20 protein-coding genes are annotated in these 21859 nt (G+C 63.4%); 10 read left to right on the forward strand and 10 right to left on the reverse strand.

What is annotated here, in order from left to right; all coding sequences use genetic code 11:
- Positions 1 to 54: 54 nt before the first annotated feature.
- A complete protein-coding gene (locus tag ACYAS9_RS26195) occupies positions 55 to 1260 on the forward strand; it encodes an aminotransferase class V-fold PLP-dependent enzyme (protein ID WP_463571336.1) in 1206 nt (401 codons plus the stop codon).
- Complete coding sequence (locus ACYAS9_RS26200) at positions 1257 to 1664, forward strand: SufE family protein (RefSeq protein ID WP_463571337.1); 408 nt, start codon at positions 1257 to 1259, stop codon at positions 1662 to 1664. The genes ACYAS9_RS26195 and ACYAS9_RS26200 overlap by 4 nt, the downstream gene beginning before the upstream one ends.
- On the opposite strand, the gene tcdA is transcribed toward ACYAS9_RS26200, so the two are convergent.
- On the reverse strand, positions 1655 to 2497 hold the full coding sequence (gene tcdA / locus ACYAS9_RS26205; RefSeq protein ID WP_463571338.1) for a tRNA cyclic N6-threonylcarbamoyladenosine(37) synthase TcdA: 843 nt from the start codon (positions 2495 to 2497) through the stop codon (positions 1655 to 1657). The two genes, ACYAS9_RS26200 and tcdA, sit on opposite strands and share 10 nt — an antisense overlap.
- A gap of 115 nt (positions 2498 to 2612) precedes the next feature.
- On the opposite strand from tcdA, the gene dapE reads away from it, so the two are divergent.
- From dapE to ACYAS9_RS26235, 6 genes are all read left to right on the forward strand, one after another.
- Complete coding sequence (gene dapE / locus ACYAS9_RS26210; RefSeq protein ID WP_463571339.1) at positions 2613 to 3764, forward strand: succinyl-diaminopimelate desuccinylase; 1152 nt, start codon at positions 2613 to 2615, stop codon at positions 3762 to 3764.
- A complete protein-coding gene (locus tag ACYAS9_RS26215) occupies positions 3764 to 4573 on the forward strand; it encodes a putative RNA methyltransferase (protein ID WP_463571340.1) in 810 nt (269 codons plus the stop codon). Before dapE ends, ACYAS9_RS26215 begins: the two co-directional genes overlap by 1 nt.
- Positions 4574 to 4592: 19 nt before the next feature.
- Positions 4593 to 4970: a hypothetical protein gene (locus ACYAS9_RS26220; protein ID WP_463571341.1), complete on the forward strand. Its 378-nt coding sequence runs from the start codon at positions 4593 to 4595 to the stop codon at positions 4968 to 4970.
- 151 nt (positions 4971 to 5121) lie between these two features.
- Positions 5122 to 7614: a glycerol-3-phosphate 1-O-acyltransferase PlsB gene (gene plsB / locus ACYAS9_RS26225; RefSeq protein ID WP_463571342.1), complete on the forward strand. Its 2493-nt coding sequence runs from the start codon at positions 5122 to 5124 to the stop codon at positions 7612 to 7614.
- On the forward strand, positions 7611 to 8003 hold the full coding sequence (locus ACYAS9_RS26230; RefSeq protein ID WP_463571343.1) for a YbaY family lipoprotein: 393 nt from the start codon (positions 7611 to 7613) through the stop codon (positions 8001 to 8003). The genes plsB and ACYAS9_RS26230 overlap by 4 nt, the downstream gene beginning before the upstream one ends.
- A 50-nt stretch (positions 8004 to 8053) precedes the next feature.
- A complete protein-coding gene (locus ACYAS9_RS26235) occupies positions 8054 to 8743 on the forward strand; it encodes a DUF4197 domain-containing protein (protein ID WP_463571344.1) in 690 nt (229 codons plus the stop codon).
- Positions 8744 to 8912: 169 nt separating this feature from the next.
- Here ACYAS9_RS26235 and ACYAS9_RS26240 read toward each other — a convergent pair whose 3' ends face one another.
- Both ACYAS9_RS26240 and ACYAS9_RS26245 read right to left on the reverse strand, forming a co-directional pair.
- Complete coding sequence (locus tag ACYAS9_RS26240) at positions 8913 to 11990, reverse strand: efflux RND transporter permease subunit (protein WP_463571345.1); 3078 nt, start codon at positions 11988 to 11990, stop codon at positions 8913 to 8915.
- 6 nt (positions 11991 to 11996) lie between these two features.
- Positions 11997 to 13097, reverse strand: a complete 1101-nt coding sequence (locus tag ACYAS9_RS26245) for an efflux RND transporter periplasmic adaptor subunit (protein WP_463571346.1) — start codon at positions 13095 to 13097, stop codon at positions 11997 to 11999.
- A 96-nt stretch (positions 13098 to 13193) separates the two neighbouring features.
- Between ACYAS9_RS26245 and ACYAS9_RS26250 the strand changes: the two genes are divergently transcribed.
- Complete coding sequence (locus tag ACYAS9_RS26250) at positions 13194 to 13826, forward strand: TetR/AcrR family transcriptional regulator (protein ID WP_463571347.1); 633 nt, start codon at positions 13194 to 13196, stop codon at positions 13824 to 13826.
- 6 nt (positions 13827 to 13832) lie between these two features.
- Here the strand turns inward: ACYAS9_RS26250 and ACYAS9_RS26255 are convergent, their stop codons facing one another.
- On the reverse strand, positions 13833 to 14636 hold the full coding sequence (locus ACYAS9_RS26255; protein ID WP_463571348.1) for a class I SAM-dependent methyltransferase: 804 nt from the start codon (positions 14634 to 14636) through the stop codon (positions 13833 to 13835).
- Positions 14637 to 14735: 99 nt separating this feature from the next.
- Here ACYAS9_RS26255 and ACYAS9_RS26260 point away from each other — a divergent pair, with 99 nt between their 5' ends.
- Positions 14736 to 15356 carry an energy transducer TonB gene (locus ACYAS9_RS26260; protein WP_463571349.1) on the forward strand — a complete coding sequence of 207 codons (621 nt, stop codon included), beginning with the start codon at positions 14736 to 14738 and terminating at the stop codon, positions 15354 to 15356.
- A 10-nt stretch (positions 15357 to 15366) separates the two neighbouring features.
- Here the strand turns inward: ACYAS9_RS26260 and ACYAS9_RS26265 are convergent, their stop codons facing one another.
- From ACYAS9_RS26265 to ppc, 6 genes are all read right to left on the reverse strand, one after another.
- Positions 15367 to 16056, reverse strand: a complete 690-nt coding sequence (locus ACYAS9_RS26265) for an extensin-like domain-containing protein (RefSeq protein WP_463571350.1) — start codon at positions 16054 to 16056, stop codon at positions 15367 to 15369.
- Positions 16057 to 16094: 38 nt separating this feature from the next.
- On the reverse strand, positions 16095 to 16958 hold the full coding sequence (locus ACYAS9_RS26270; RefSeq protein ID WP_463571351.1) for a DUF72 domain-containing protein: 864 nt from the start codon (positions 16956 to 16958) through the stop codon (positions 16095 to 16097).
- Positions 16959 to 16960: 2 nt separating this feature from the next.
- On the reverse strand, positions 16961 to 17269 hold the full coding sequence (locus tag ACYAS9_RS26275) for a hypothetical protein (RefSeq protein WP_463571352.1): 309 nt from the start codon (positions 17267 to 17269) through the stop codon (positions 16961 to 16963).
- 279 nt (positions 17270 to 17548) lie between these two features.
- Positions 17549 to 18223 (reverse strand): tRNA (adenosine(37)-N6)-threonylcarbamoyltransferase complex dimerization subunit type 1 TsaB, encoded by a 675-nt coding sequence (gene tsaB / locus ACYAS9_RS26280; protein WP_463571353.1) that lies wholly within the window; start codon positions 18221 to 18223, stop codon positions 17549 to 17551.
- Between the two features lie 87 nt (positions 18224 to 18310).
- Complete coding sequence (gene adk, locus ACYAS9_RS26285) at positions 18311 to 18958, reverse strand: adenylate kinase (RefSeq protein WP_463571354.1); 648 nt, start codon at positions 18956 to 18958, stop codon at positions 18311 to 18313.
- A gap of 241 nt (positions 18959 to 19199) precedes the next feature.
- The gene (gene ppc, locus ACYAS9_RS26290) at positions 19200 to 21836 is read right to left on the reverse strand and encodes a phosphoenolpyruvate carboxylase (protein WP_463571355.1); all 2637 of its coding nucleotides are present in this window, start codon (positions 21834 to 21836) and stop codon (positions 19200 to 19202) included.
- Positions 21837 to 21859 lie beyond the last annotated feature (23 nt).

Below are 21859 nucleotides of genomic sequence, written 5' to 3' on the forward strand. Positions count from 1 at the left end.
CCTTGCGGCTTGACCCCGCTGGGCAGGCGCCGACTGACCGAGCCGGATGGACCAATGCCCCTCATTTCTCCCTGGCGCGCGGACTTTCCAGCCCTCGACGCTCTGCAACGGCAAGGCCAGACCTATCTGGACAGTGCCGCCACCACGCAAAAGCCAAGGGCCTTGCTTGATGCCCTGAACCACTATTACTTGAGCGGTGCCGCCAATGTGCACCGTGCCCAGCACTTGCCCGGCGCGCATGCCACCCAGGCGTTCGAAGCCTCGCGGCATACGGTCGGCCAATGGCTGAACGTCGGTGAATCCGGGCAGATCATCTTCACTCACGGCGCCACCTCGGCCCTCAATTTGCTGGCCTACGGTCTGCAAGAGCGCTTTGCCGAGGGCGACGAGATCGTCATCAGCGCCCTGGAACACCACGCCAACCTGTTGCCCTGGCAACAACTGGCACGCCGGCGCAAGCTGCGTCTGGTCGTACTGCCGCTGGACAGTACCGGCCTGATCGATCTGGACGCCGCTGCCAGCCTGATCGGCCCGCGTACCCGTTTGCTGGCGGTCAGCCAGTTCTCCAATGTGCTTGGCGCCTGGCAGCCGCTGACCCGCCTGCTGGCGCTGGCCCGCGCACAAGGCGCGCTGACCGTGGTCGACGGCGCGCAAGGCGTGGTTCACGGCCGTCACGATGTACAGGCGCTGGGCTGCGATTTCTATGTGTTCTCCAGCCACAAGCTGTATGGCCCTGAAGGGCTGGGCGTGCTGTTTGGCCGCACTGAGGCGCTGGCGCAGCTTGATCACTGGCAGTTCGGCGGTGAGATGGTGCTGACTGCCGACTACCACCACGCCGAATTTCGCCCTGCCCCCTTGGGTTTTGAAGCCGGCACGCCGCCGATTGCCAGCGTCATTGGCCTGGGCGCGACCCTTGAATACCTCGGCAGCCTCGACCAGCAGGCGCTGGGCGTTCATGAAGCGCGCCTGCATCAACGTCTGCTTGAAGGCCTGCAGCAACGCGAGCAGGTACGCGTGCTCGGTGCGCCGGAGCTGGCGCTGGTCAGTTTCGTGGTTGAGGGCGTACACCATGCCGATCTGGCGCACCTGTTGACCGAACAAGGCATTGCCGTGCGCGCCGGTCATCATTGCGCGATGCCATTGCTCAAGAGCCTCGGCTTGCCGGGTGCGATCCGCGTTTCGCTGGGGCTGTACAACGACTCCGACGACTTGCTGCGTTTCTTCAGCGCGCTGGATCAGGGCCTGGAGCTGCTGGCATGAATCTGACCGCCGAGGCCCAGGCTGCGCTGGACGCATTTGCCCAGGCCCAGGGCTGGGAGCAACGCGCGCGCCTGCTGATGCAATGGGGCGAGCGCCTGCCAGCCTTGAGTGACGCAGAAAAGTCCGACGAGCATCGGGTGCATGGCTGCGAAAGTCAGGTGTGGCTATTGGCCGAGGTTGACGACGGCCGCTGGCAGTTTCGGGCCAGCAGCGATGCCCGGCTGCTGCGCGGCCTGCTGGCGGTGCTGCTGGTGCGGATCAACGACCTGCCGGCGCAAGCGCTGCAACAGATCGACCTGGTCGACTGGTTCGAACGCCTGGGCTTGAGCCGTCAGCTTTCGCCGTCGCGCAGCAACGGCCTTAACGCGGTGTTGCAACGCATGCGCGAGCTGGCTCAGGCCTGAGTCGAATCGGCATCAGCCTGAACAGGTTCTGCCTTGACCCGCTCCGAAGGCCGGCGCGCGCCGGCCACCAGTTTGTCTACCGCACGGCTGGCCGCGACCATGCCGAAGGTCGCGGTAACCATCATCACCGCACCAAAGCCGCCGGCGCAGTCCAGCCGCACACCTTCACCGACAAAGGTCTTGCTCTGGCACACGCTGCCGTCGGGCATCGGGTAGCGCAGCTGCTCACTGGAAAACACGCAAGGCACGCTGTAACTACGATTGGGCGTGCGTGAAAAACCGTATTCGCGGCGCAGGGTCGAGCGCACCTTGGCCGCCAGCGGATCGTTGAACGTGCGGTTGAGGTCGGCTACCTGAATCTGGGTCGGGTCGATTTGCCCGCCGGCGCCGCCGGTGGTCACCAACTGGATCTTGCGCCGACGGCACCAGGCAATCAGCGCCGCCTTGGCCTTGACGCTGTCGATGCAGTCGACAACGAAGTCCAGTTCGGCAGTGATGTATTCGGCCAGGGTATCGGCGGTGACAAAGTCGGCCACCGCATGCACCACGCACTCAGGGTTGATGGCGCGAATGCGCTCGGCCATGACCTCGACCTTGCTGCGCCCTACGGTGCCGTCCAGCGCATGCAACTGGCGGTTGACGTTGCTGACACAGACATCGTCCAGATCGAACAGCGAGATTTCGCCGACCCCGGAACGGGCCAGCGACTCGGCGACCCAGGAGCCCACGCCGCCGATGCCGATTACCGCCACATGGGCGCTACGCAGGCGCGCCAGCCCCTCATTGCCGTATAAACGTGCGATACCGGCGAACCGTGGATCTGCTGTACTCATGTGCCTGCCCTCAAAAACCGGCGCGCATTATAGGCTGTGATGACAGGCGCGGCATCCGTCTTTGCTTTAAGATACCCGCCTTTTCGCCTTGCGCCCTGTTACCGGAGTTCTGTTCATGACGGCCCCAGCCGAGCTTTCGCCCACTCTTCAACTGGCTTGCGACCTGATCCGCCGCCCGTCGGTCACCCCGATCGACGCCGATTGTCAGGCTGTGATGATGCGCCGCCTGGGCGCGGTCGGTTTCAAGCTTGAACCGATGCGCATCGAAGACGTGGACAACTTCTGGGCCACTCATGGCAACGGCGACGGCCCGGTGCTGTGCTTTGCCGGGCACACCGACGTGGTGCCGACCGGCCCCGTGCAAGCCTGGCAGAACGACCCGTTCGAGGCGTCGATCGACGAACACGGCATGCTCTGCGGGCGCGGCGCGGCGGACATGAAGGGCAGCCTGGCGTCGATGGTCGTGGCGGTCGAGCGCTTTGTCGGTGACTACCCGGACCACAAGGGCTCGGTGGCGTTTTTGATCACCAGCGACGAAGAAGGCCCGGCGCACCACGGCACCAAGGCCGTCGTCGAGCGTCTGGCCGCGCGCAAGGAGCGTCTGGACTGGTGCATCGTCGGCGAGCCGTCGAGCACCACGCTGGTCGGCGATGTGGTCAAGAACGGTCGTCGCGGCTCGCTGGGCGCCACCCTCACCGTGCGCGGCAAGCAAGGCCATGTTGCTTACCCGCACCTGGCCCGTAACCCGATTCACCTGGCCGCTGCGGCACTGGCGGAACTGGCCGCCGAGCACTGGGATGAAGGCAATGATTTCTTCCCGCCCACCAGCTTCCAGATTTCCAACCTCAATTCCGGCACAGGTGCGACCAATGTGATCCCCGGCGATCTGGTGGCGGTGTTCAACTTCCGCTTCTCGACCGAATCGACGGTTGAAGGCCTCAAGCAGCGCGTCGCGACGATTCTGGACAAGCACGGCCTGGACTGGCACATCGACTGGGCGCTGTCGGGCCTGCCGTTCCTCACCGAGCCGGGCGCACTGCTCGACGCGGTGTCAGCGAGCATTCGCCAGGTCACCGGCCGTGAAACCCAGGCCTCGACCAGCGGCGGCACCTCCGACGGGCGCTTTATCGCCACCCTCGGCACCCAGGTTGTCGAACTGGGCCCGGTCAACGCCACCATTCATCAGGTCGACGAGCGCATTCTGGCCAGCGATCTGGATGTGCTGACCGAGATTTACTACCAGACCCTGGTCAAGTTGCTCGCCTGATGCTGACCTGTCCAATCTGTTCAGCCCCCTTGAGCGCCGTCGAGCATGGCGTCGCGTGCCCGGCCAATCATCGCTTCGACCGCGCGCGCCAGGGTTACCTGAACCTGCTGCCGGTGCAGCATAAAAACAGCCGCGACCCGGGCGATAACCAGGCCATGGTCGAGGCGCGGCGGCGCTTTCTCGACGCCGGGCATTACGCCCCGGTGGCCCGGCGCCTGGCGGAGCTGGCTGCCGAACGTAGCCCCAAACGCTGGCTGGACATCGGCTGTGGCGAGGGCTACTACACCGCCCAACTGGCCGAAGCGCTGCCCAAGGCCGACGGCTATGCGCTGGATATTTCTCGCGAGGCGGTCAAGCGTGCCTGTCGGCGCGATCCGGCGCTGACCTGGCTGGTCGCAAGCATGGCGCGCATTCCATTGCCCGATGCCAGCTGTCAGTTTCTCGCCAGCGTGTTCAGCCCGCTGGACTGGACCGAGGCCAGGCGCCTGCTGACACCCGGTGGCGGCCTGATGCGAGTTGGCCCGACCAGCGGCCACCTGATGGAAATGCGCGAAAAGCTCTACGACGAAGTGCGCGACTACGCCGACGACAAGCACCTGGCCCTGGTGCCAGCAGGTATGGAGCTTGCGCACAGCGAAACCCTGACCTACACCCTCAAGCTGATCGACAACCAGTCCCGCGCCGACCTGCTGGCCATGACGCCTCACGGCTGGCGCGCCAGTGCCGAGCGGCGCACAGCGGTCATCGAGTACCCGGGGCCGTTCAAGGTCACTGTATCCATGCGCTACGATTATTTCGTCCTGCGTTAAGCACTTATTCGAGGCCATCATGCGTCAACCCGATATCGAGATTTACCTCAAGGACGAAGACGTCGACCACAAGGCAATCACTGCCTGGCTGAGCGTGGCCCTGGGCCCGTGCAGCGAATGGAAGCAACGCGGCCAGACCTGGAAATGCACCGCAGGCAACGTGCCGGTGACCTGGCTGCCCAAGGCGGTCGGCAAGTGGAACAGCCTGTACCTTGAAAGCGAACAGACACCGTGGGACGACGACATTGCCTGCGCGCGCGCCGCCTTTGCCGCACTGGGTGTCGAGGTGCGCTGCGCACCGGGCACCTGGGTCGAGGAAGAAGGCGAAGACGACGCCGACCGCTGGATTCGCGTGAGCGAAGATGGCGAGCAAGAGATCGTCTGGCGCACTTCGTAACCCTCCCTGCACTGCAGGATTGCCGCACGGCGATCCTGCGGATACGGAACATTCCTACGCTCTACGACACCAATAGACGACACCGGCCCTTTTGCCGTTCTCAGGCAGATACGGCACACTGCCGCCCGAGCCCTCTATTCAGCAGAACTGTATGACTCGTTCCCCCCTGCGTCGCTTTGTGTTCGGTGCCCTGCGCCGCTTGCTGTACCTCTGGGTTCGCTCCGAAACCATCAATCAGTCGTCTCTGGGCCTGGATCTGGATCGCAGCAAGCCGGTGTTCTATGCCTTGCAATCGCCGTCGCTGAGCGATCTGGCAGTGATCGACCGCGAATGCAGCAAGGTCGGGCTGCCGCGCCCGGTATTGCCGGTGGCGCTGGGTGAGTTGCTGGAGCCGGCAGGTTTTTTCTACCTGACCCCGGAACCCGACTGGCTGGGCCGCCATGACAAGCGCGGCGCGCCGCCCACGCTGGAGCGGCTGATGACGACCCTCGGCGAGCATCCCGGCCTTGACGCACAGGTCATTCCGGTCAGCGTGTTCTGGGGCCAGTCGCCGGATCGTGAGTCCAGCGCCTGGAAACTGCTGTTCGCCGACAGCTGGGCCGTCACCGGACGCCTGCGGCGGCTGGTCACCATCCTGATTCTGGGACGCAAGACCCGCGTGCAGTTCTCCGCGCCCATCCACCTGCGCGACCTGCTCAACCAGAACAAGGGCCCGGCACTGACCCTGCGCATGACCCAACGCCTGTTGCGCGTGCACTTTCGCAACCTCAAGAGCGCGGTCATCGGTCCGGACGTCTCGCACCGACGTAACCTGGTCAAGGACCTGCTGCAGGAGCCGCTGGTCATCGAGGCAATCAACGAGGCCGCCGAACGCGACAATATTTCCAGGGAAAAAGCCCGCGCTCAGGCGCAGAGCTACGCCAACGAAATCGCCTCGGACTACACCTACACGGTGATCCGCTTCATGGAAGTGGTGCTGAGCTGGTTCTGGAACAAGATTTACGACGGCATCAAGGTCAGCCACATCGAGAACGTGCAAAAGGTCGCGCCGGGCCACGAAGTGGTTTACGTGCCCTGCCACCGCAGCCACATCGACTACCTGCTGCTGTCGTACCTGCTGTTTCGCAACGGCCTGACCCCACCGCACATCGCCGCCGGCATCAACCTCAACATGCCGGTGGTCGGCGGCCTGCTGCGCCGGGGCGGTGCGTTTTTCATGCGCCGCACCTTCAAGGGCAACCCGCTGTACACCGCCGTGTTCAACGAATACATGCATACCCTGTTCAGCAAGGGCTTCCCGGTCGAGTACTTCGTCGAAGGCGGACGCTCGCGCACCGGGCGCATGCTGCAACCCAAGACCGGGATGCTGGCCATCACCCTGCGCAGCTTTTTGCGCAATTCACGCATGCCGATCGTCTTCATCCCGGTGTACATCGGCTATGAGCGGGTACTCGAAGGCCGCACCTACCTGGGCGAGCTGCGTGGCGCGACCAAGAAGAAAGAGTCGGTGTTCGACCTGTTCAAGGTGTTCAGCGCCTTGAAAAAGCGCTTCGGCGAAGTCGCGGTCAACTTTGGTGAACCGCTGCACCTGGACGACTTTCTCGACCGCGAGCAACCCGACTGGCGCCAGCAGGCGCTGGCACCGCAGGACCGCCCGGAATGGCTGAACGCGACCACCCACCGGCTGGCCGATCAGGTGGCCCAGCGCCTCAATGCGGCGGCGGCCATCAACCCGGTCAACCTGGTCGCGCTGGCGCTGCTCTCGACCCCGCGCCTGGCGCTGGATGACCAGGCGCTGGAACGCACGCTCGACCTGTTCCTGAGCCTGCTGCGCCAGGTGCCGTACTCGCCGCACATCACCTTGCCCGCAGGCGACGGCAAGGCGCTGATCGCCCATGTCAGAAGCATGGAGCTGCTGTCCGAACAGAAAGACGCGCTGGGCCGTATCTACTATCTGGACGAGCAGAATGCCGTCCTGATGACCTACTACCGCAACAACGTGCTGCACATCTTCGCCCTGCCCTCGCTGCTGGCGTGCTTCTTCCAGAGCTGGTCGCGCATGAGCCGCGAGCTGATCTTCCGTTATGTGCGCGCCCTGTACCCGTTCCTGCAATCGGAGCTGTTCATCCGCTGGCCGCTGGAAGAGCTGGACGAGGTCATCGAGCAGTGGCTGGAGGCCTTCGTGTCCCAAGGCCTGCTGCGCCTGGAAAACGACGTGTACTTGCGTCCGGAGCCCAGCTCGCGCGAGTTCGTGCAACTGAGCCTGCTGTCCAAGCCGATTACCCAGACCCTGCAACGCTTCTACATGGCGATCGCCTTGCTGCTCAATAACGGCCAGCACAGCCTCAGCGCCGAAGAGCTCGAAGACCTGTGCACGGTCATGGCCCAGCGCCTGTCGATCCTGCATGGCCTGAATGCCCCGGAATTTTTTGACAAGAGCCTGTTCCGCCACTTCATCCAGACGCTGCTCGACCTGGGCGTATTGCGCAAGGATGGCAACGGCAAGCTCAGTTACCACCCGTTGCTCGGTGAACTGGCCGAGGGCGCTGCAAAGCGCGTACTGACCGCCGAGATCCGCCTGTCGATTCGTCAGGTGACCTCGCACGGCAATGGCGATGAACCCGCCAAGGAGACACTTGTATGAAAACCCTGCCCGTGATCGCACTGGCCAGCTTGCTGGCCGCCTGTTCAACCTCGAACGCCCCCGTGGCCAGCCTCGACGGTGAAGTGTTCTATCTGCAACGCATGGCTTTGCCGCCCTCGGCCACCCTCAGCGTCAGCCTGCAAGACGTCTCCCTTGCCGATGCCCCGGCCCTGGTTCTGGCGCAGCAAAGCGCTCAGATCAACGGCCAGGTGCCGTTCAAGCTGAGCTATCAGCCGGAGCAGATTCTGCCCGGCCATCGCTATGCCGTCAGCGCACGCATCGAGGATGGCGGGCGCCTGCTGTTCATCAATACCGAGCAGCACAGCGTCAAGCTTGACGGCAGCGACGTGCAACCGCTGCGCATCCGCGTCAACCCGGCGCATCCCTGATATTCTGCGCAGGCACTGTTCAGACACCCTTATTGCAAAAGGAAACTGCCATGTTTCGCCCCTCGTTTACCCTTGCCGGCCTGTGCGCGGGCCTGTTGCTGTCGGCCAATGTCTTTGCCCTGTCGTTGAGCGACCTGAGCCAGTCGGACGCCAGCGGCGGGCTCAAGGACGCCTTGACCCAGGGCGCACAGATCGCGGTCAAGCAATTGGGCACGCCGGGCGGCTTCAGCAATAACGAAGAGGTGCGCATCGAGCTGCCGGGCAATCTGGGCAAGGCCGCGAAAAAGATGCGTCAGTTCGGCATGGGCGCTCAGGTCGACCAGCTGGAAACCAGCATGAACCAGGCTGCCGAAGCTGCCGTACCGCAGGCGCAGGCGCTGCTGGTCGATGCGGTGAAGAAGATGACCGTGGCCGACGCCAAGTCGATCCTCAGTGGCGGCAAGGACTCGGCGACCCAGTACCTGGACAAGAGCAGCCGCGAAGCGATCCGCGCCAGGTTCCTGCCTATCGTCAAGCAGGCCACCGACAAAGTTGGCGTGGCCCAGAAATACAACACCTTCGCCGGTCAAGCGGCGGCATTCGGCCTGGTCGACGCCAAGAGCGCCAACGTCGAGAACTATGTGGCCGAACAGGCGCTCAACGGCCTGTTCGAGATGATCGCCAAGCAGGAAGAAAGCATCCGCGCCAACCCGGCCGCCGCCGCGACCAGCCTGGCGAAAAAGGTGTTCGGCGCGCTGTAACGTACCCGCCACGGGTCTGTGCAAGCCAGAAATCCAGGCTTCACTTCGTAACCGTGGGAGGGAGCTCTGCTCGCGAATACGGTATTACAGGCACAGGAAATGTGCCGGATGTACTGGCCTTTTCGCCAGCAGAGCTGCCTCCCACAGACCAGTGGAAGGCATCCAGCTACTACAGGGGCTTCTTGACCCTGAACCACGCGGCATACAGCGCGGGCAGAAACAGCAGGGTCAAGGCCGTCGCCACAATCAGCCCGCCCATGATCGCCACCGCCATCGGGCCGAAGAACAGGCTGCGCGACAGCGGAATCATCGCCAGCACTGCCGCCAGCGCGGTGAGCACGATGGGCCGGAAGCGCCGCACCGTGGCCTCAATGATCGCGTGCCAGGTGTCCAGCCCCGCAGCGATGTCCTGCTCGATCTGATCCACCAGAATCACCGAGTTGCGCATGATCATCCCCGACAGCGCGATGGTGCCGAGCATGGCGACAAAGCCGAACGGCTGGTTGAACACCAGCAGGAACAGCGTCACGCCGATCAGCCCCAAAGGCGCGGTGATGAACACCATGAACATCAACGAGAAGCTGCGCAGCTGGATCATCAGCAAGGTCAGCACCACGACGATGAACAGCGGCACGCCGGCGTTGACCGAGTTCTGCCCGCGAGCCGAGTCCTCCACCGTACCGCCGACCTCCAGCAGATAGCCATCGGGCAGATCGGCACGAATCGACTCAAGGTTGGGCAGGATCTGATTGACCAGCGTCGCCGGTTGTTCGCGGCCATAGATATCGGCGCGCACAGTCACGCTGGGCAGGCGGTTACGGTGCCAGATGACACCCTCTTCAAAGCCGTATTCCAGGGTCGCGATCTGTGACAGGGCGATGCTCGCGCCGTTGCTGGTCGGCACCGCCAGGCTCGACAGGTCCTGCAAGCGCTCGCGTTCACTGCGCGTGCCGCGCAGCACGATGTCGATCAGTTCGTCGTCTTCGCGAAACTGGCTGACGCTGGCGCCGGTCAGCGACGATTGCAGAAACGCCGCCACATCGCGGCTGCTGACGCCCAGCGCCCGCGCGCGGTCCTGATCGATATTCAGATGCACCACTTTGCTGGGCTCTTCCCAGTCCAGATGCACATTGGCCACATGCGGGTTCTCACGCACCTTGTCCTGCACCTGACGCGCCAGCGCCCTGACCACCTCAATGTGCTCGCCGGTGACGCGGAACTGCACCGGGTAACCCACGGGCGGGCCGTTTTCCAGACGGGTAACCCGCGAACGCAAGGTCGGGAAGTTTTCGTTCAGCGCGGTAATCAGCCAGGTGCGCAGGGCTTCGCGGTCTTCGATGCTTTTCGCCAGCACCACGAACTGGGCAAAGCTGGCGGCCGGCAATTGCTGGTCCAGCGGCAAATAGAAACGCGGCGAGCCGGTGCCGACATAGGCCACGTAATTGTCGATGCCGTCGTGGTCCTTGAGCATCTGTTCCAGGCGCTTGACCTGCTCGCCGGTGTTGCGCAGCGACGCGCCTTCGGCCAGTTTCAGGTCGACCATCAATTCAAGACGCCCGGAAGCCGGGAAGAACTGTTGCGGCACGAAGCGGAACATCAGCACCGACAGCACAAACAAGGCCACGGTCGCGACGATCACCGTCTTGCGCCGCCGCACGCACCATTCCACTACGCGGCGCACGCGCTGATACATCGGCGTGGCATAAGGATCAGGGTCATGTCCAGCACCGTGTCCGCTGCCCTGTCTGGCCGCATGCCGCCTGGCCAGGTCCGGCAGCAAGCGGTCGCCCAGATACGGCACGAACATTACCGCCGCCACCCATGACGCGAGCAGCGCGATGGTGACTACCTGGAAGATCGAGCGGGTGTATTCGCCGGTGCTCGACTGCGCGGTGGCAATCGGCAAAAAGCCTGCGGCGGTAATCAATGTGCCGGTGAGCATTGGAAACGCCGTGCTGGTCCAGGCGAAACTGGCCGCCTTCAAGCGGTCGTAGCCCTGCTCCATCTTGATCGCCATCATCTCCACGGCAATGATCGCGTCGTCCACCAACAGGCCCAGCGCCAGCACCAGCGCGCCGAGGGAAATCTTGTGCAGGCCGATCCCCAGAAAAAGCATGGTGGCAAAGGTCATGGCCAGTACCAGCGGAATCGCCAGCGCAACCACCATGCCGGTGCGCACGCCCAGCGAGAAAAAGCTCACCAGCAAGACGATGATCAAGGCTTCGGCCAGCACCTGGACGAACTCGCCGACGCTGGTCTTCACCGCCGCCGGCTGATCGGACACCTTGCGCAGTTGCATGCCGGCCGGGAGGTTGTTCTGCAAGCGAGTGAATTCGGCTTCCAGCGCGCGGCCGAGAATCAGAATATCGCCGCCGTCCTTCATGGCCACCGCCACGCCAATCGCGTCCTGGTCCATGAAGCGCATGCCCGGTGCCGGCGGCTCGTTGAAGCCGCGATGCACCTCGGCCAGATCACTGATGCGCAGCGTGCGGCCCTGCACGCGAATCGGGAAATCGCGGATCTCGTCCACCGACACAAAGCGCCCGCTGACGCGCAGATGAATGCGCTCTTCGGGGGTTTCGAAGAAGCTCGACGAGGCCACCACGTTCTGCTCTTCCAGCGCCTGCTGCACGCTCGACAGCGGAACGCCCAAGGTCGCCAGCTTGGTGTTGGACAGCTCGATCCAGATCTTCTCGTCCTGCAGGCCGATCAGCTCGACCTTGCCGACATCCTTGACCCGTTGCAGCCGCACTTGTACGCGCTCGGCGTAATCCTTGAGCACCGCATAGTCAAAACCCTGGCCGGTCAACGCATAGATATTGCCGAAGGTGGTGCCGAACTCATCGTTGAAAAACGGCCCTTGCACGCCGGGCGGCAAGGTCTGGCGAATATCGCCAACCTTCTTGCGCACCTGATACCACAGCTCGGGCAGCAAGGCCGACACCAGCGAATCGCGGGCGACAAAAATGACCGTCGACTCGCCAGGCCGCGAGAACGACGACAGGCGCTCGTACTCGCCGGTTTCCATCAGTTTCTTTTCGATCCGGTCAGTGACCTGACGCGCGACTTCCTCGGCACTGGCGCCCGGCCACATCGTACGGATGACCATGACCTTGAAGGTAAACGGCGGGTCTTCGCTCTGCCCCAGCTTGCTGTAGGACAGCGCCCCGACCACGGCCAGAACGATCATCAGGTACAGCACGACCTGGCGATGACGCAACGCCCATTCGGAAAGGTTGAAGTGCATGGCGGGCTACTCCTGGCCGGTCAGCTTGACCGCCCGGTTGCTGCGGTCCACCGGGCGAATGCGCTCGCCCTCGCGCAGCACATGCACGCCCGCCGCCACCACCCAGTCGCTGGCGCGCAGGCCGTCCAGCACCGGCACCGTTTCCTGCCCCCAGGCGCCGAGCTGCACCGGCACCCGCTTCAGGGTGCTGTCCGGCTCGACCCGCCAGACATAACTGACGCCGTCATTGGCACTGATCGCCGACAACGGCAGCGCCAGCGACACCGCTTGCCCGGTGGCAATCGATACCTTGGCGCTCTGGCCCAGCTCGACCGGCACCTGGCCTGCATCAAAGGCAATTCTTGCCGCGAAAGTGCGCGAACGCGGGTCGGCGGCCGGCGACAGTTCACGAATACGCCCGGCCAGGCGCACGTCGCGCTGGGTCCACAACTCCACGGTGACCGGCTGGCCGATCTTGAAGCGCGTAAAGTTCTGCTCCGGCAGGCTGATGGCAACTTCACGCTCGCCATCGACCGCCAGGCTGAACACGGTCTGTCCGGCTGCGACCACCTGGCCGACCTCCACCGAACGCCGGGCAATCACGCCGTCCTGCGGGGCACGCAACACGGTGTAATCGGCCTGGTTGTCGGCGACGGTCAGTTCGGCACGCAGTTGCTTCACCCGCGCTTCGGCGGCGCGATAGCTGTTGTCAGAATTGTCGTACTGCGACTGGCTGACCATTTGCTTGCCGAGCAAGGTCTTGTAGCGCTCGCGGTCGGTGCGCACCCGTTGCAGGTCGGCTTCGGCGGCCGTGACCTGGGCGCGCATGGCCTCACGTTGCAGGCGCACATCCTGAGCATCCAGCTCGGCCAGCGGTTGATTGGCCTTGACCCGCTGGCCCTCCTCGACCAGCCGACGGCTGACCTTGCCGGCAATCCGGAAGGCCAGCTCCGGCTCGAAGCGGGCACGCACTTCACCGGGGTAACTGTCCAGCGATCGGGACGAAGGCAGCGGCTGGACCACCATGGCCGGACGAACGGTAACCGGGGCGGCAATGTCCTGACCACACGCGGTCAGCAGCACTGTCAAACCTGCGCCAAGGCAGGGAATCAGGAGTTTGCGCAACATGATATGAAGGGTTCTTCCCTGAAGGAGGCTTGGAATAATTGTACCGGCGAGTATATTAAAAATTACCGAACCCACCAGTACATTATTAGAACCCACATGCCTGATACCCCTTCAAACGCAGGTCCCGGTCGCCCCAAAGACCTGGAAAAACGCCACGCCATCCTGGAAGCCGCCAAGAACCTGTTCGTGCGCCATGGTTACGCCGGCACCAGCATGGACGCCATCGCCAGCGAAGCCCTGGTCTCCAAGCTCACGGTCTACAACCACTTTACCGACAAGGAAACGCTGTTTACCGCCGCTGTCATGGCGCGTTGCGAAGAGCAACTGCCTGACCTGTATTTCGCCTTCGATCCTGACCAGCCACTGCAACCGGTGCTGCTGAATATCGGCCGGGCCTTTGAACAGCTGGTCAACAGCCCCGAATCCTTGCAACTGCATCGCCTGATGTCCGACCTCGGCATTCAGGACCCGAAGCTTTCGCAAACCTTCTTCGCTGCCGGGCCTCAGCGGTTGCTCGACAGCATGCAGCGCTTCCTGACCCTGGTCGACGCTAGCGGCCATCTGCGTATCGCCGCCCCCGACAAGGCCGCCGGGCACTTTTTCAGCCTGGTGAAGGGTATCGACCACTTCCGCCTGCTGGTGGGCTGTTGCGAAGCGCTGGAAGAAGCCGACATCGAGGCGCATGTACAGGAAGTGGTGCAGTTGTTCATGCGCGCGTACGCGCCGTAGGACAAATCACTCCTGCGCGTCGTCTGCCTTGGGCTTGAGCGCCTTTTTCGGGTAGATGTCGTAGCGGCTGGATTTGCCTTCCAGCGTATAGCCGGGCTTGGTGCCGTCGATGCACGGCGCCTTGCGCGGGCGCTTGACCACCACTCGATGGGTCGCCAGGGCCAGAGCCGCCTGCAACAGCGCCGGCGCGTCGAGGTCGTCGCCGACCAGCGGGCGGAACAGGCGCATCTCTTTCTTCACCAGCGCGCTCTTGTCGCGGTGCGGAAACATCGGGTCGAGGTAGATCACCTGCGGCGGCTCCTGTTGCCAGTCGCGGATCAGCTCGATGGAGTTGCCGGCCAGCAGGTGCATACGCTGGACGATCTCGCCGACCTCAAGGTTCTGCCGTCCACGCGCCAGACCGTCTTCCAGCAAGGCGGCGATGATCGGCTGGCGCTCGATCAAATGCATGTCGCAGCCCAGGCTGGCCAGTACGAACGCATCCTTGCCCAGCCCTGCGGTGGCATCCAGTACCCGTGGACGCACACCCGGTTGCACGCCGACAGCCTTGGCAATCATTTGCCCGCTGCCGCCACCGAACAAGCGCCGGTGAGCGGTGGCGCCTTCGACGAAATCGACCCGCACCGCGCCCGGCGCATCTTTGCCCAGTTGCTGCAATTGCAGGCCGTCAGCGGTCACCTGCAGGGCAAAATCCGCATCGATAGCCTGCAACGGCAACCCCAGGCGTCGCGCCCAGTGGCCGGCCTGTTCCTGCCCGCTTTCATCGAAGGCTTCGACCCGGATACGACTGCCCGATTGCTGCTCGCTCATTGCACTTACACACTCGAAAAATAAATTAATGATCGGCCAAAACAGCCGATAACTTCTGTATCAGGCATTTTGCCAGAGCCAAGGCCAGTACTGATCGCTATGTCAGAGATTGTTCAATCCATAGGTTACTTGTCGCATGCTGGCGACTATAGCCTGCGCAACAACCAGGCACTGGGTGGCGTTACCCAGCTCTGGTCTGATGCGTTCGCCCGGGCGATGGCTGAACAGGTTGGCGATGGCAAGCAGTCCTCCGTACCCGCCGCGGCGGTCGAGGTCTACAGCAGCGAAGGCGAACCCATCGCCGGCGCGCAGACCCTGAGCCAGATCGTCGCCCAGCGCAACCTGCCGGTGACCGACACCGAAGTGCGTCCACCGGAGCCTCTGTTCCTGCCAATCGCCGAATTCGAACTGGACCTGCTGCCACCGGCGGCCGAACCTTTCGATGCGCTGGCGCTGATCGAACAGCAGCGCGGCCTGGAATTCGACACCCAGTGGGTACGCCCTACCGTGTTCCACGCCTACGACGATCGCGCAGAACCTGGCCAGGCACCGAAACCGCGTCCGCTGAACCTGCCGATTGCCGAACTGGAATGGGACCTGGCCGACAAGCCTGCCGTGCCGTTCGACGAAGCCACCATGGCCGCCCAACAGCGCCAGCTGGATTACGACAATGGCTGGGCCCGGCCATTGATTCTGCAGAACCTGCGCCAGGTCGCCTGATCCGCACGCCTCACCTGCACACCCGCCACAAGCCCATGTCCAGATGAAAATGATTACGGTGCGCCGCGTTGTATTCCGGCCCCAGCACGGTATTGAAATGCGTGCAGGCCGCTTGCTGTATCGCTTTCAGAAAACGCCCCTTTTCGCCTGAATCATTCCAGTCCTTGAGCAGATCAATGCGTTGTCCGTCAGCCAGGCGAAAGCCGGCAATGTCCAGGGCATTGGCGCTGGCGTGCTGGCTGAGGCGGCCCTCGCTGCGGTTGTAGACATTGCGACAGGCAAAACTGCCCAGGTGGTCGATCCGTGCCACGCGCTGGCCCAGTACGGCCTGGGCGGTGGATTGCAGGCTGTGGTATTCGAACATGGCGTAGGCCACCGCCAGCGGACAACTGGCCAGAAAGCTGCTGCTCAGCGCCACATCGCCGCCCTGGATACGCAAGGTGTTACTCAACGGACAACGCGCCGAGGCCGGGCTGTCGGCCTGGCGGCTGTAGCGCAAGTTTGAGGTGGCCAGCGCCTGATCGCACAACGCCGGATCATCCTGCAGACGACCGAGCTTGAACGAGGTCAGAAAGTTCGGCTCGGCGCGCACATCCAGCGGCGCCCATGGGTTCCAGCGCGGCGGCACATCGAACCAGCCGCGCCATACCGACAGCGTCGCCAGGCCGCACAGCAGCAGGATCAGGAGCATTACACGCATCTGGACGCCCTTGTTAACGGTCAGTTACAGCATTGACCTCACAACAGGCCCAACTGCTCCACGTGCGGACCACGATCGATCTGCGCCAGAGGCGGCAGGCCCGGCAATCGGGCCATAAGCTGCTCATGAAAGCGCTGCGCCAGTTGCGGCGCGTTGTGGTTGTCGGGGGTGTGCAGATAAACGTAGGGCGTGCGGCCCTCTTCGATCCACAGCGCGACCTTCTCGACCCACTGGGCCATGAACGGGTCGTTGGCCTCAAGCTCCGGGCGGCCGATAAAGCGCACTTGCGGGCTTTGCGTCAGCGCCGCGGGGCGCACGGGCACTTTTGGCTTTTTCGATTGCGCATGCAGCACCGCAGGGTCGCTGGACACGCAACTGAACAGGGCCCGCGAATCCAGACAGATACGCTCTATGCCACGCTCCAGCAGCAGCCGGTTGAGCAGGCGCTCTTCATCGCCTTTCTCGAAAAACGCCAGGTTGCGCACTTCCACCGCCATGGGCAGCTTGAGTTCATCGATGAAGGTGACCAGCTCGGCCAGACGCTGCGGTGTGAAGCTGGCGGGCAATTGCAGCCAGAACGGCGTAACGCGCTCGCCTAAGGGCGCCAGTAAAGCGGCAAACGCCTGGGCAGCGTCGATCTGCAAGCGCAGGTCGCCCTCATGGCTAATGTCGCGGTGAAATTTGGCTGTGAAACGAAAATCCGCCGGCATCGTCTCGGCCCAGCGCTGCACGGTGTCCGGTTTCGGACGCGCGTAAAGCGTGGTATTGCCCTCGACCGTGTTGAACACCTGCGTATACAGGCTCAGAAACTCGCTACTGCGCGCGTCACTGGGGTAAAAGGACTCGCGCCAGGCGTTATCGCCCCAGGACGGGCAACCGAGAAAGTAAGGGAGATCAGACACCGTCAGACGTACAGATCGAGTTCCGCGCCTTCCATGTCCCAATCGCCGACGAACGTCGCCGTAGTCAGGTAGCTGGCCAGGGCATTGGCCACGCGAGAACTCATGGAGCGCGGAAAAATGATGTCTTGCGGACGCGCCGGCACATTGGCCGTCGGCGTATCGCTGGCCTCACGGCGGGCGGTATTGGCCGGCTGCGGCGGTAATTCGACTTCACTGTCGAGTTGCTCGAACGACCCCTCAAGCGTCGCGTTGCTCTGGCGCGGCTTGCGCTTGATGGGGTACGAGCGTGATGAAGGACCGTCTATGCGCATCGATGGTTACTCGGCGTCTTGTAGTGGCAATTTAACGTCACGGACAGGCGCTTTGGCAATCACACAGGCGCTTTGATAAATATCCGAATGACAAACAGACCACACCTGTCGCAATTTATTTGAGCCACAGGTCGTTCTGATAGAGCCAGCCGATAAATGGTAGATGGCTGATCGACATCTTGTATTGCAATACATGTCCGGCCAACGCCTATACCGCAGGCGCACGTCCGCTCTATCACCTCTGTATCGTCAGGCGCTCGGTATTCTTGAGGTTGAGCCTTACTGCCCCTTGGGCGTCGCGACCTTGTCGCGCAGGTACACCGGCTGCGCATCATCGGCCGGCAACGCTTCGCCACGATGCCAGGCGAAAGTCGCAAGGCTCAGCAGGTCCTGGGCGTGAGGCAGCAGGCTGGCGTCCATACCGCTGAGGCTGACCGGCAGACGCGGCGCATACCCCCAGCCGGTACCGGCGCCAAACCAGTCGCCCGTGGCGTCGGCAGGCAGCAGCGCCTGCTCAGGTGGCAATACCGCTTCAGTGCCCACCAGACGCATCTCGCCGGCTGTCGCGCGGTAGCAACCCCAATACACTTCATCCATGCGCGCATCGATGGCCGCAGCGACCTGGCTTGCGCCATGCTCGCGCTGGGCGCGCTGGGCCAGTACGGCCAGGTTCGATACCGGCAGCACCGGACGGTCGAGGGCAAAGGCCAGACCCTGCACCACGCCGATGGCGATCCGCACGCCGGTAAAGGCGCCCGGCCCACGGCCAAAGGCAATTGCGTCCAGCGCCGAACGGGCAATGCCTGCCTGGGCGAGCAGGTCCTGAATCATCGGCAGCAGCTTCTGGGCGTGCAGGCGCGGGATCACCTCATAGTGGCTCAGCACCTTGCCGTCATGCAGCAAGGCAACCGAGCAGGCTTCAGTGGCAGTGTCCAGGGCCAGCAGGGTGGTCATCGAGGTATCCGTCGCAAAATAAAAGTGGCGCAGTATAAATGACAAATGGCCCGCAAGCGGGCCATTGTCGTATGAAACCTGTGATGCTTAGTTCAGCGCGGCCAGCACCTTGGCAGTGATCGACTCGACAGAGCCCACGCCTTCGATATGGCTGCACTTCGGCTTGCCCTGCTCAGCGCCCAGCTTGCTGTAGAACTCAACCAGCGGCTTGGTCTGCGAGTGGTAGACCGACAGGCGATGACGCACGGTTTCTTCGGTGTCGTCCTTGCGCTGGATCAGCGGCTCGCTGGTGACATCGTCCAGGCCTTCGACTTTCGGCGGGTTGTAGATCACGTGGTAAACGCGGCCCGAACCATCGTGTACACGGCGGCCGGAGATACGCTTGACGATTTCTTCGTCGTCTACGGCAATTTCAATCACATGGTCGATCTCGACACCGGCGTCCTTCAGGGCTTCAGCCTGAGGAATGGTGCGCGGGAAGCCGTCGAACAGCACGCCGTTCTGGCAGTCTGGCTGGGCCAGACGGTCTTTGATCAGGCCGATGATCAGGTCATCGGACACCAGGCCACCGGCGTCCATGACGCTCTTGGCCTGCAGGCCCAGTTCGGTACCCGCCTTGACTGCCGCGCGCAGCATGTCGCCCGTGGAGACCTGGGGAATGCCGAACTTTTCAGTGATGAACTTTGCCTGAGTACCTTTTCCGGCGCCCGGAGCTCCCAGCAGAATCACGCGCATCGTCATGCTCCTCAAATTTTTATATGGAAATCGTCGGATTCGCCTCTTGGGCCAATCGAAAACTAAATAGACGGCCAAAGGCCAAAAGGTTGATCAAGATACACAGCCCACACAGGGCGCACAAGCCGCCCAAGGTCGCAGCTACGCCGCGCCCCGCAAGCCTTACAGTATCGCGCTGAATTGGCTGGCACGACCCGCTGCCCGGTAGCGGCAGCGGGTGCTTCAAGCCTGCAACCGGCCCTTAGCCGGTATTGCGCAAACCGGCCGCGATGCCGGCCACCGAAACCAGCAAGGCCCGTTCCAGCGGGCTGTCCAGACGTGCTTCACGCTCACGTGAGCGCGCCAGCAGCTCGGCCTGGAGCAGGTGCAGCGGGTCGAGGTAGGTGTTGCGCAAACTGATGAACTCCAGCGTCTCCGGGCTATGCGCCAGCAACCGCTGCTGGCCGGTCAAGCCCAATACCACGCCGCACGCCTGCGACAATAGGTCGCGTAAATGCGCACCCAAATGGCGCAACTTCGGGGTTACCAGACGTTCGTCGTAGAGCTGTGCGATGTCGCTGTCGGCCTTGGCCAGGACCATTTCGAGCATATCGATACGCGTACGGAAGAACGGCCACTGCTCGCGCATCTGCGCCAGCACCTCGCCCTCGCCGCGCGCCAGCGCCTGACTCAAGGCCGCTTCCCAGCCCAGCCAGGCCGGCAGCATCAGCCGCGTCTGGGTCCAGGCAAAGATCCACGGGATGGCGCGCAGGCTCTCGACACCGCCCTCGCGGCGCTTGGCCGGACGGCTGCCCAGCGGCAGGCGACCCAGTTCCTGCTCGGGTGTGGCCTGGCGGAAATACTCGACGAACTCGGGGTGCTCGCGCACCACGGCGCGGTAAGCCTTGACCCCGTCAGCGGCGAGGCGGTCCATCATGTGCCGCCAGGCCGGCTCCGGCAACGGTGGCGGCAACAGCGTCGCCTCCAGCACGGCGGCCAGATAAAGGTTGAGGTTCTGTTCGGCGATGCCCGGCAGGCCGAACTTGAAGCGAATCATCTCGCCTTGCTCGGTGGTGCGGAAGCGCCCGGCCACCGAACCCGGCGGCTGCGACAGAATGGCCGCGTGCGCAGGACCACCGCCACGCCCGACCGTGCCGCCACGACCGTGAAACAGCAGCAGCTCGACCTGCTGCTCGCGGCAGATCTTCACCAGAATTTCCTGCGCGCGGTACTGCGCCCACGCCGCCGCCGTGGTGCCGGCGTCCTTGGCCGAGTCCGAATAGCCGATCATCACTTCCTGCGGACCGTGCAAACGTGCCCGATAACCCGGCAAACCCAGCAGGCGTTCGATCACAGGTCCCGCGTTATCGAGGTCGGCCAGGGTTTCAAACAGCGGCACCACGCGCATCGGCCGTTGCAGGCCGGCCTCTTTCAATAGCAATTGCACGGCCAGCACATCGGAAGCCGCGCCTGCCATGGAAATCACGTACGAGCCCAGCGATGCCGCAGGGGCTGCGGCCACCTCTCGACAGGTGGCCAGCACTTCGGCCGTGTCGGCGGCCGGTTTGAAGTGCGCCGGCAAGAGTGGCCGACGGTTGTTCAGCTCTTTAGTGAGGAAATCGATGCGTGCGTCTTCGTCCCAGTCCTCATAGCGGCCCAGGCCCAGGTAATCGGTGATTTCGCTGAGCGCGGCGCTGTGCCGGCTGGAGTCCTGACGCACATCCAGACGCACCAGAAACAACCCGAAGGTCACCGCACGGCGCAGGCAGTCGAGCAGCGGGCCATCGGCGATCACGCCCATGCCGCAGTCGTGCAGCGACTGAAAGCACAACTGCAACGGCTCAAGCAGTTCGCGGTTGTTGTGCAGCACCGCTTCAGGCGCCGGCTGGGTACTGGTCAGCGAGGCCTGCGCCCAGTTGCGCGTGGCGCGCAGGCGTTCACGCAGGCGCTTGAGTTCGGTGCGGTACGGCTCGGCACTGTCGCCCACTTTCGCCCGCAGTTCGGCATTGGCCTCTTGCATCGACAGGTCGGCAGCCAGGTGGTCGACATCGCGCAGGTACAAGTCAGCCGCCATCCAGCGCGCCAGCAGCAAGACTTCGCGGGTCACGCTGGCGGTCACATTGGGATTGCCGTCACGGTCGCCGCCCATCCACGAGGCAAAGCGGATCGGCGCGGCTTCAAGCGGCAAACGCAAGCCGGTTGCGGCGTGCAGCGCCTGGTCGGCCTTGCGCAAATAATTGGGCACCGCTTGCCACAACGAATGCTCGATGACCGCAAAACCCCATTTGGCTTCGTCCACCGGCGTGGGCCGGGTGCGGCGGATTTCTTCGGTGTGCCAGGCCTCGGCGATCAGCCGTTGCAGGCGGGTGACAGTCTGTTCGTATTCCTGGCTATTGAGGTCGCGATGGTCCAGCGCCGCCAGTTGCTCGGCAATGGCATCGTATTTCTGGATCAGGGTGCGGCGAGCCACTTCGGTGGGATGGGCGGTCAGCACAAGTTCGATGTCGAGCTTGCCCAGTTGCCGGGCCAGCGCATCGTTGCTGTGGCCGGCGCCCTTGAGGCGCTCAAGCAACTCAGGCAACACGCGGTTTTCGAAGGCGGCGGGCTGTGCGTCGTCACGCCGGCGCAACAGTTGATACTGCTCGGCGATATTGGCCAGGTTGAGAAACTGGTTGAACGCCCGGGCGACGGGCAACAATTCATCGTCATCGAGATTGGCGACACTCGAACTGAGCTGTTCGGCGCCTTCTGCCGAGCCACGCCGGCCGGCCTTGGCGGCCTTGCGGATGCGTTCGATGGTGTCGAGAAAATCCGCACCGCGTTGCTCGCGAATCGTATTGCCCAGCAGTTCGCCCAGCAAGTGGACGTCCTCGCGCAAACGGGCATCTATATCAGCCATCCTGACCTCCTGCAGTTTGTTGT

It is taken from the genome of Pseudomonas sp. HP_08 (assembly GCF_055284095.1).

What these genes read in the sequence shown, in the direction of transcription:
- ACYAS9_RS26215 (WP_463571340.1), top strand. Translation starts at nt 3,764, where the DNA reads ATGCTGACCTGTCCAATCTGTTCAGCCCCCTTGAGCGCCGTCGAGCAT.
- plsB (WP_463571342.1), top strand. Translation starts at nt 5,122, where the DNA reads ATGACTCGTTCCCCCCTGCGTCGCTTTGTGTTCGGTGCCCTGCGCCGC.
- ACYAS9_RS26235 (WP_463571344.1), top strand. Translation starts at nt 8,054, where the DNA reads ATGTTTCGCCCCTCGTTTACCCTTGCCGGCCTGTGCGCGGGCCTGTTG.
- adk (WP_463571354.1), bottom strand. Translation starts at nt 18,958, where the DNA reads ATGCGCGTGATTCTGCTGGGAGCTCCGGGCGCCGGAAAAGGTACTCAG.
- ACYAS9_RS26250 (WP_463571347.1), top strand. Translation starts at nt 13,194, where the DNA reads ATGCCTGATACCCCTTCAAACGCAGGTCCCGGTCGCCCCAAAGACCTG.
- ACYAS9_RS26260 (WP_463571349.1), top strand. Translation starts at nt 14,736, where the DNA reads ATGTCAGAGATTGTTCAATCCATAGGTTACTTGTCGCATGCTGGCGAC.
- tsaB (WP_463571353.1), bottom strand. Translation starts at nt 18,223, where the DNA reads ATGACCACCCTGCTGGCCCTGGACACTGCCACTGAAGCCTGCTCGGTT.
- ACYAS9_RS26195 (WP_463571336.1), top strand. Translation starts at nt 55, where the DNA reads ATGCCCCTCATTTCTCCCTGGCGCGCGGACTTTCCAGCCCTCGACGCT.
- tcdA (WP_463571338.1), bottom strand. Translation starts at nt 2,497, where the DNA reads ATGAGTACAGCAGATCCACGGTTCGCCGGTATCGCACGTTTATACGGC.
- ACYAS9_RS26265 (WP_463571350.1), bottom strand. Translation starts at nt 16,056, where the DNA reads ATGCGTGTAATGCTCCTGATCCTGCTGCTGTGCGGCCTGGCGACGCTG.
- ACYAS9_RS26255 (WP_463571348.1), bottom strand. Translation starts at nt 14,636, where the DNA reads ATGAGCGAGCAGCAATCGGGCAGTCGTATCCGGGTCGAAGCCTTCGAT.
- ACYAS9_RS26220 (WP_463571341.1), top strand. Translation starts at nt 4,593, where the DNA reads ATGCGTCAACCCGATATCGAGATTTACCTCAAGGACGAAGACGTCGAC.
- ACYAS9_RS26240 (WP_463571345.1), bottom strand. Translation starts at nt 11,990, where the DNA reads ATGCACTTCAACCTTTCCGAATGGGCGTTGCGTCATCGCCAGGTCGTG.
- ppc (WP_463571355.1), bottom strand. Translation starts at nt 21,836, where the DNA reads ATGGCTGATATAGATGCCCGTTTGCGCGAGGACGTCCACTTGCTGGGC.
- ACYAS9_RS26230 (WP_463571343.1), top strand. Translation starts at nt 7,611, where the DNA reads ATGAAAACCCTGCCCGTGATCGCACTGGCCAGCTTGCTGGCCGCCTGT.
- ACYAS9_RS26200 (WP_463571337.1), top strand. Translation starts at nt 1,257, where the DNA reads ATGAATCTGACCGCCGAGGCCCAGGCTGCGCTGGACGCATTTGCCCAG.
- ACYAS9_RS26245 (WP_463571346.1), bottom strand. Translation starts at nt 13,097, where the DNA reads ATGTTGCGCAAACTCCTGATTCCCTGCCTTGGCGCAGGTTTGACAGTG.
- dapE (WP_463571339.1), top strand. Translation starts at nt 2,613, where the DNA reads ATGACGGCCCCAGCCGAGCTTTCGCCCACTCTTCAACTGGCTTGCGAC.
- ACYAS9_RS26275 (WP_463571352.1), bottom strand. Translation starts at nt 17,269, where the DNA reads ATGCGCATAGACGGTCCTTCATCACGCTCGTACCCCATCAAGCGCAAG.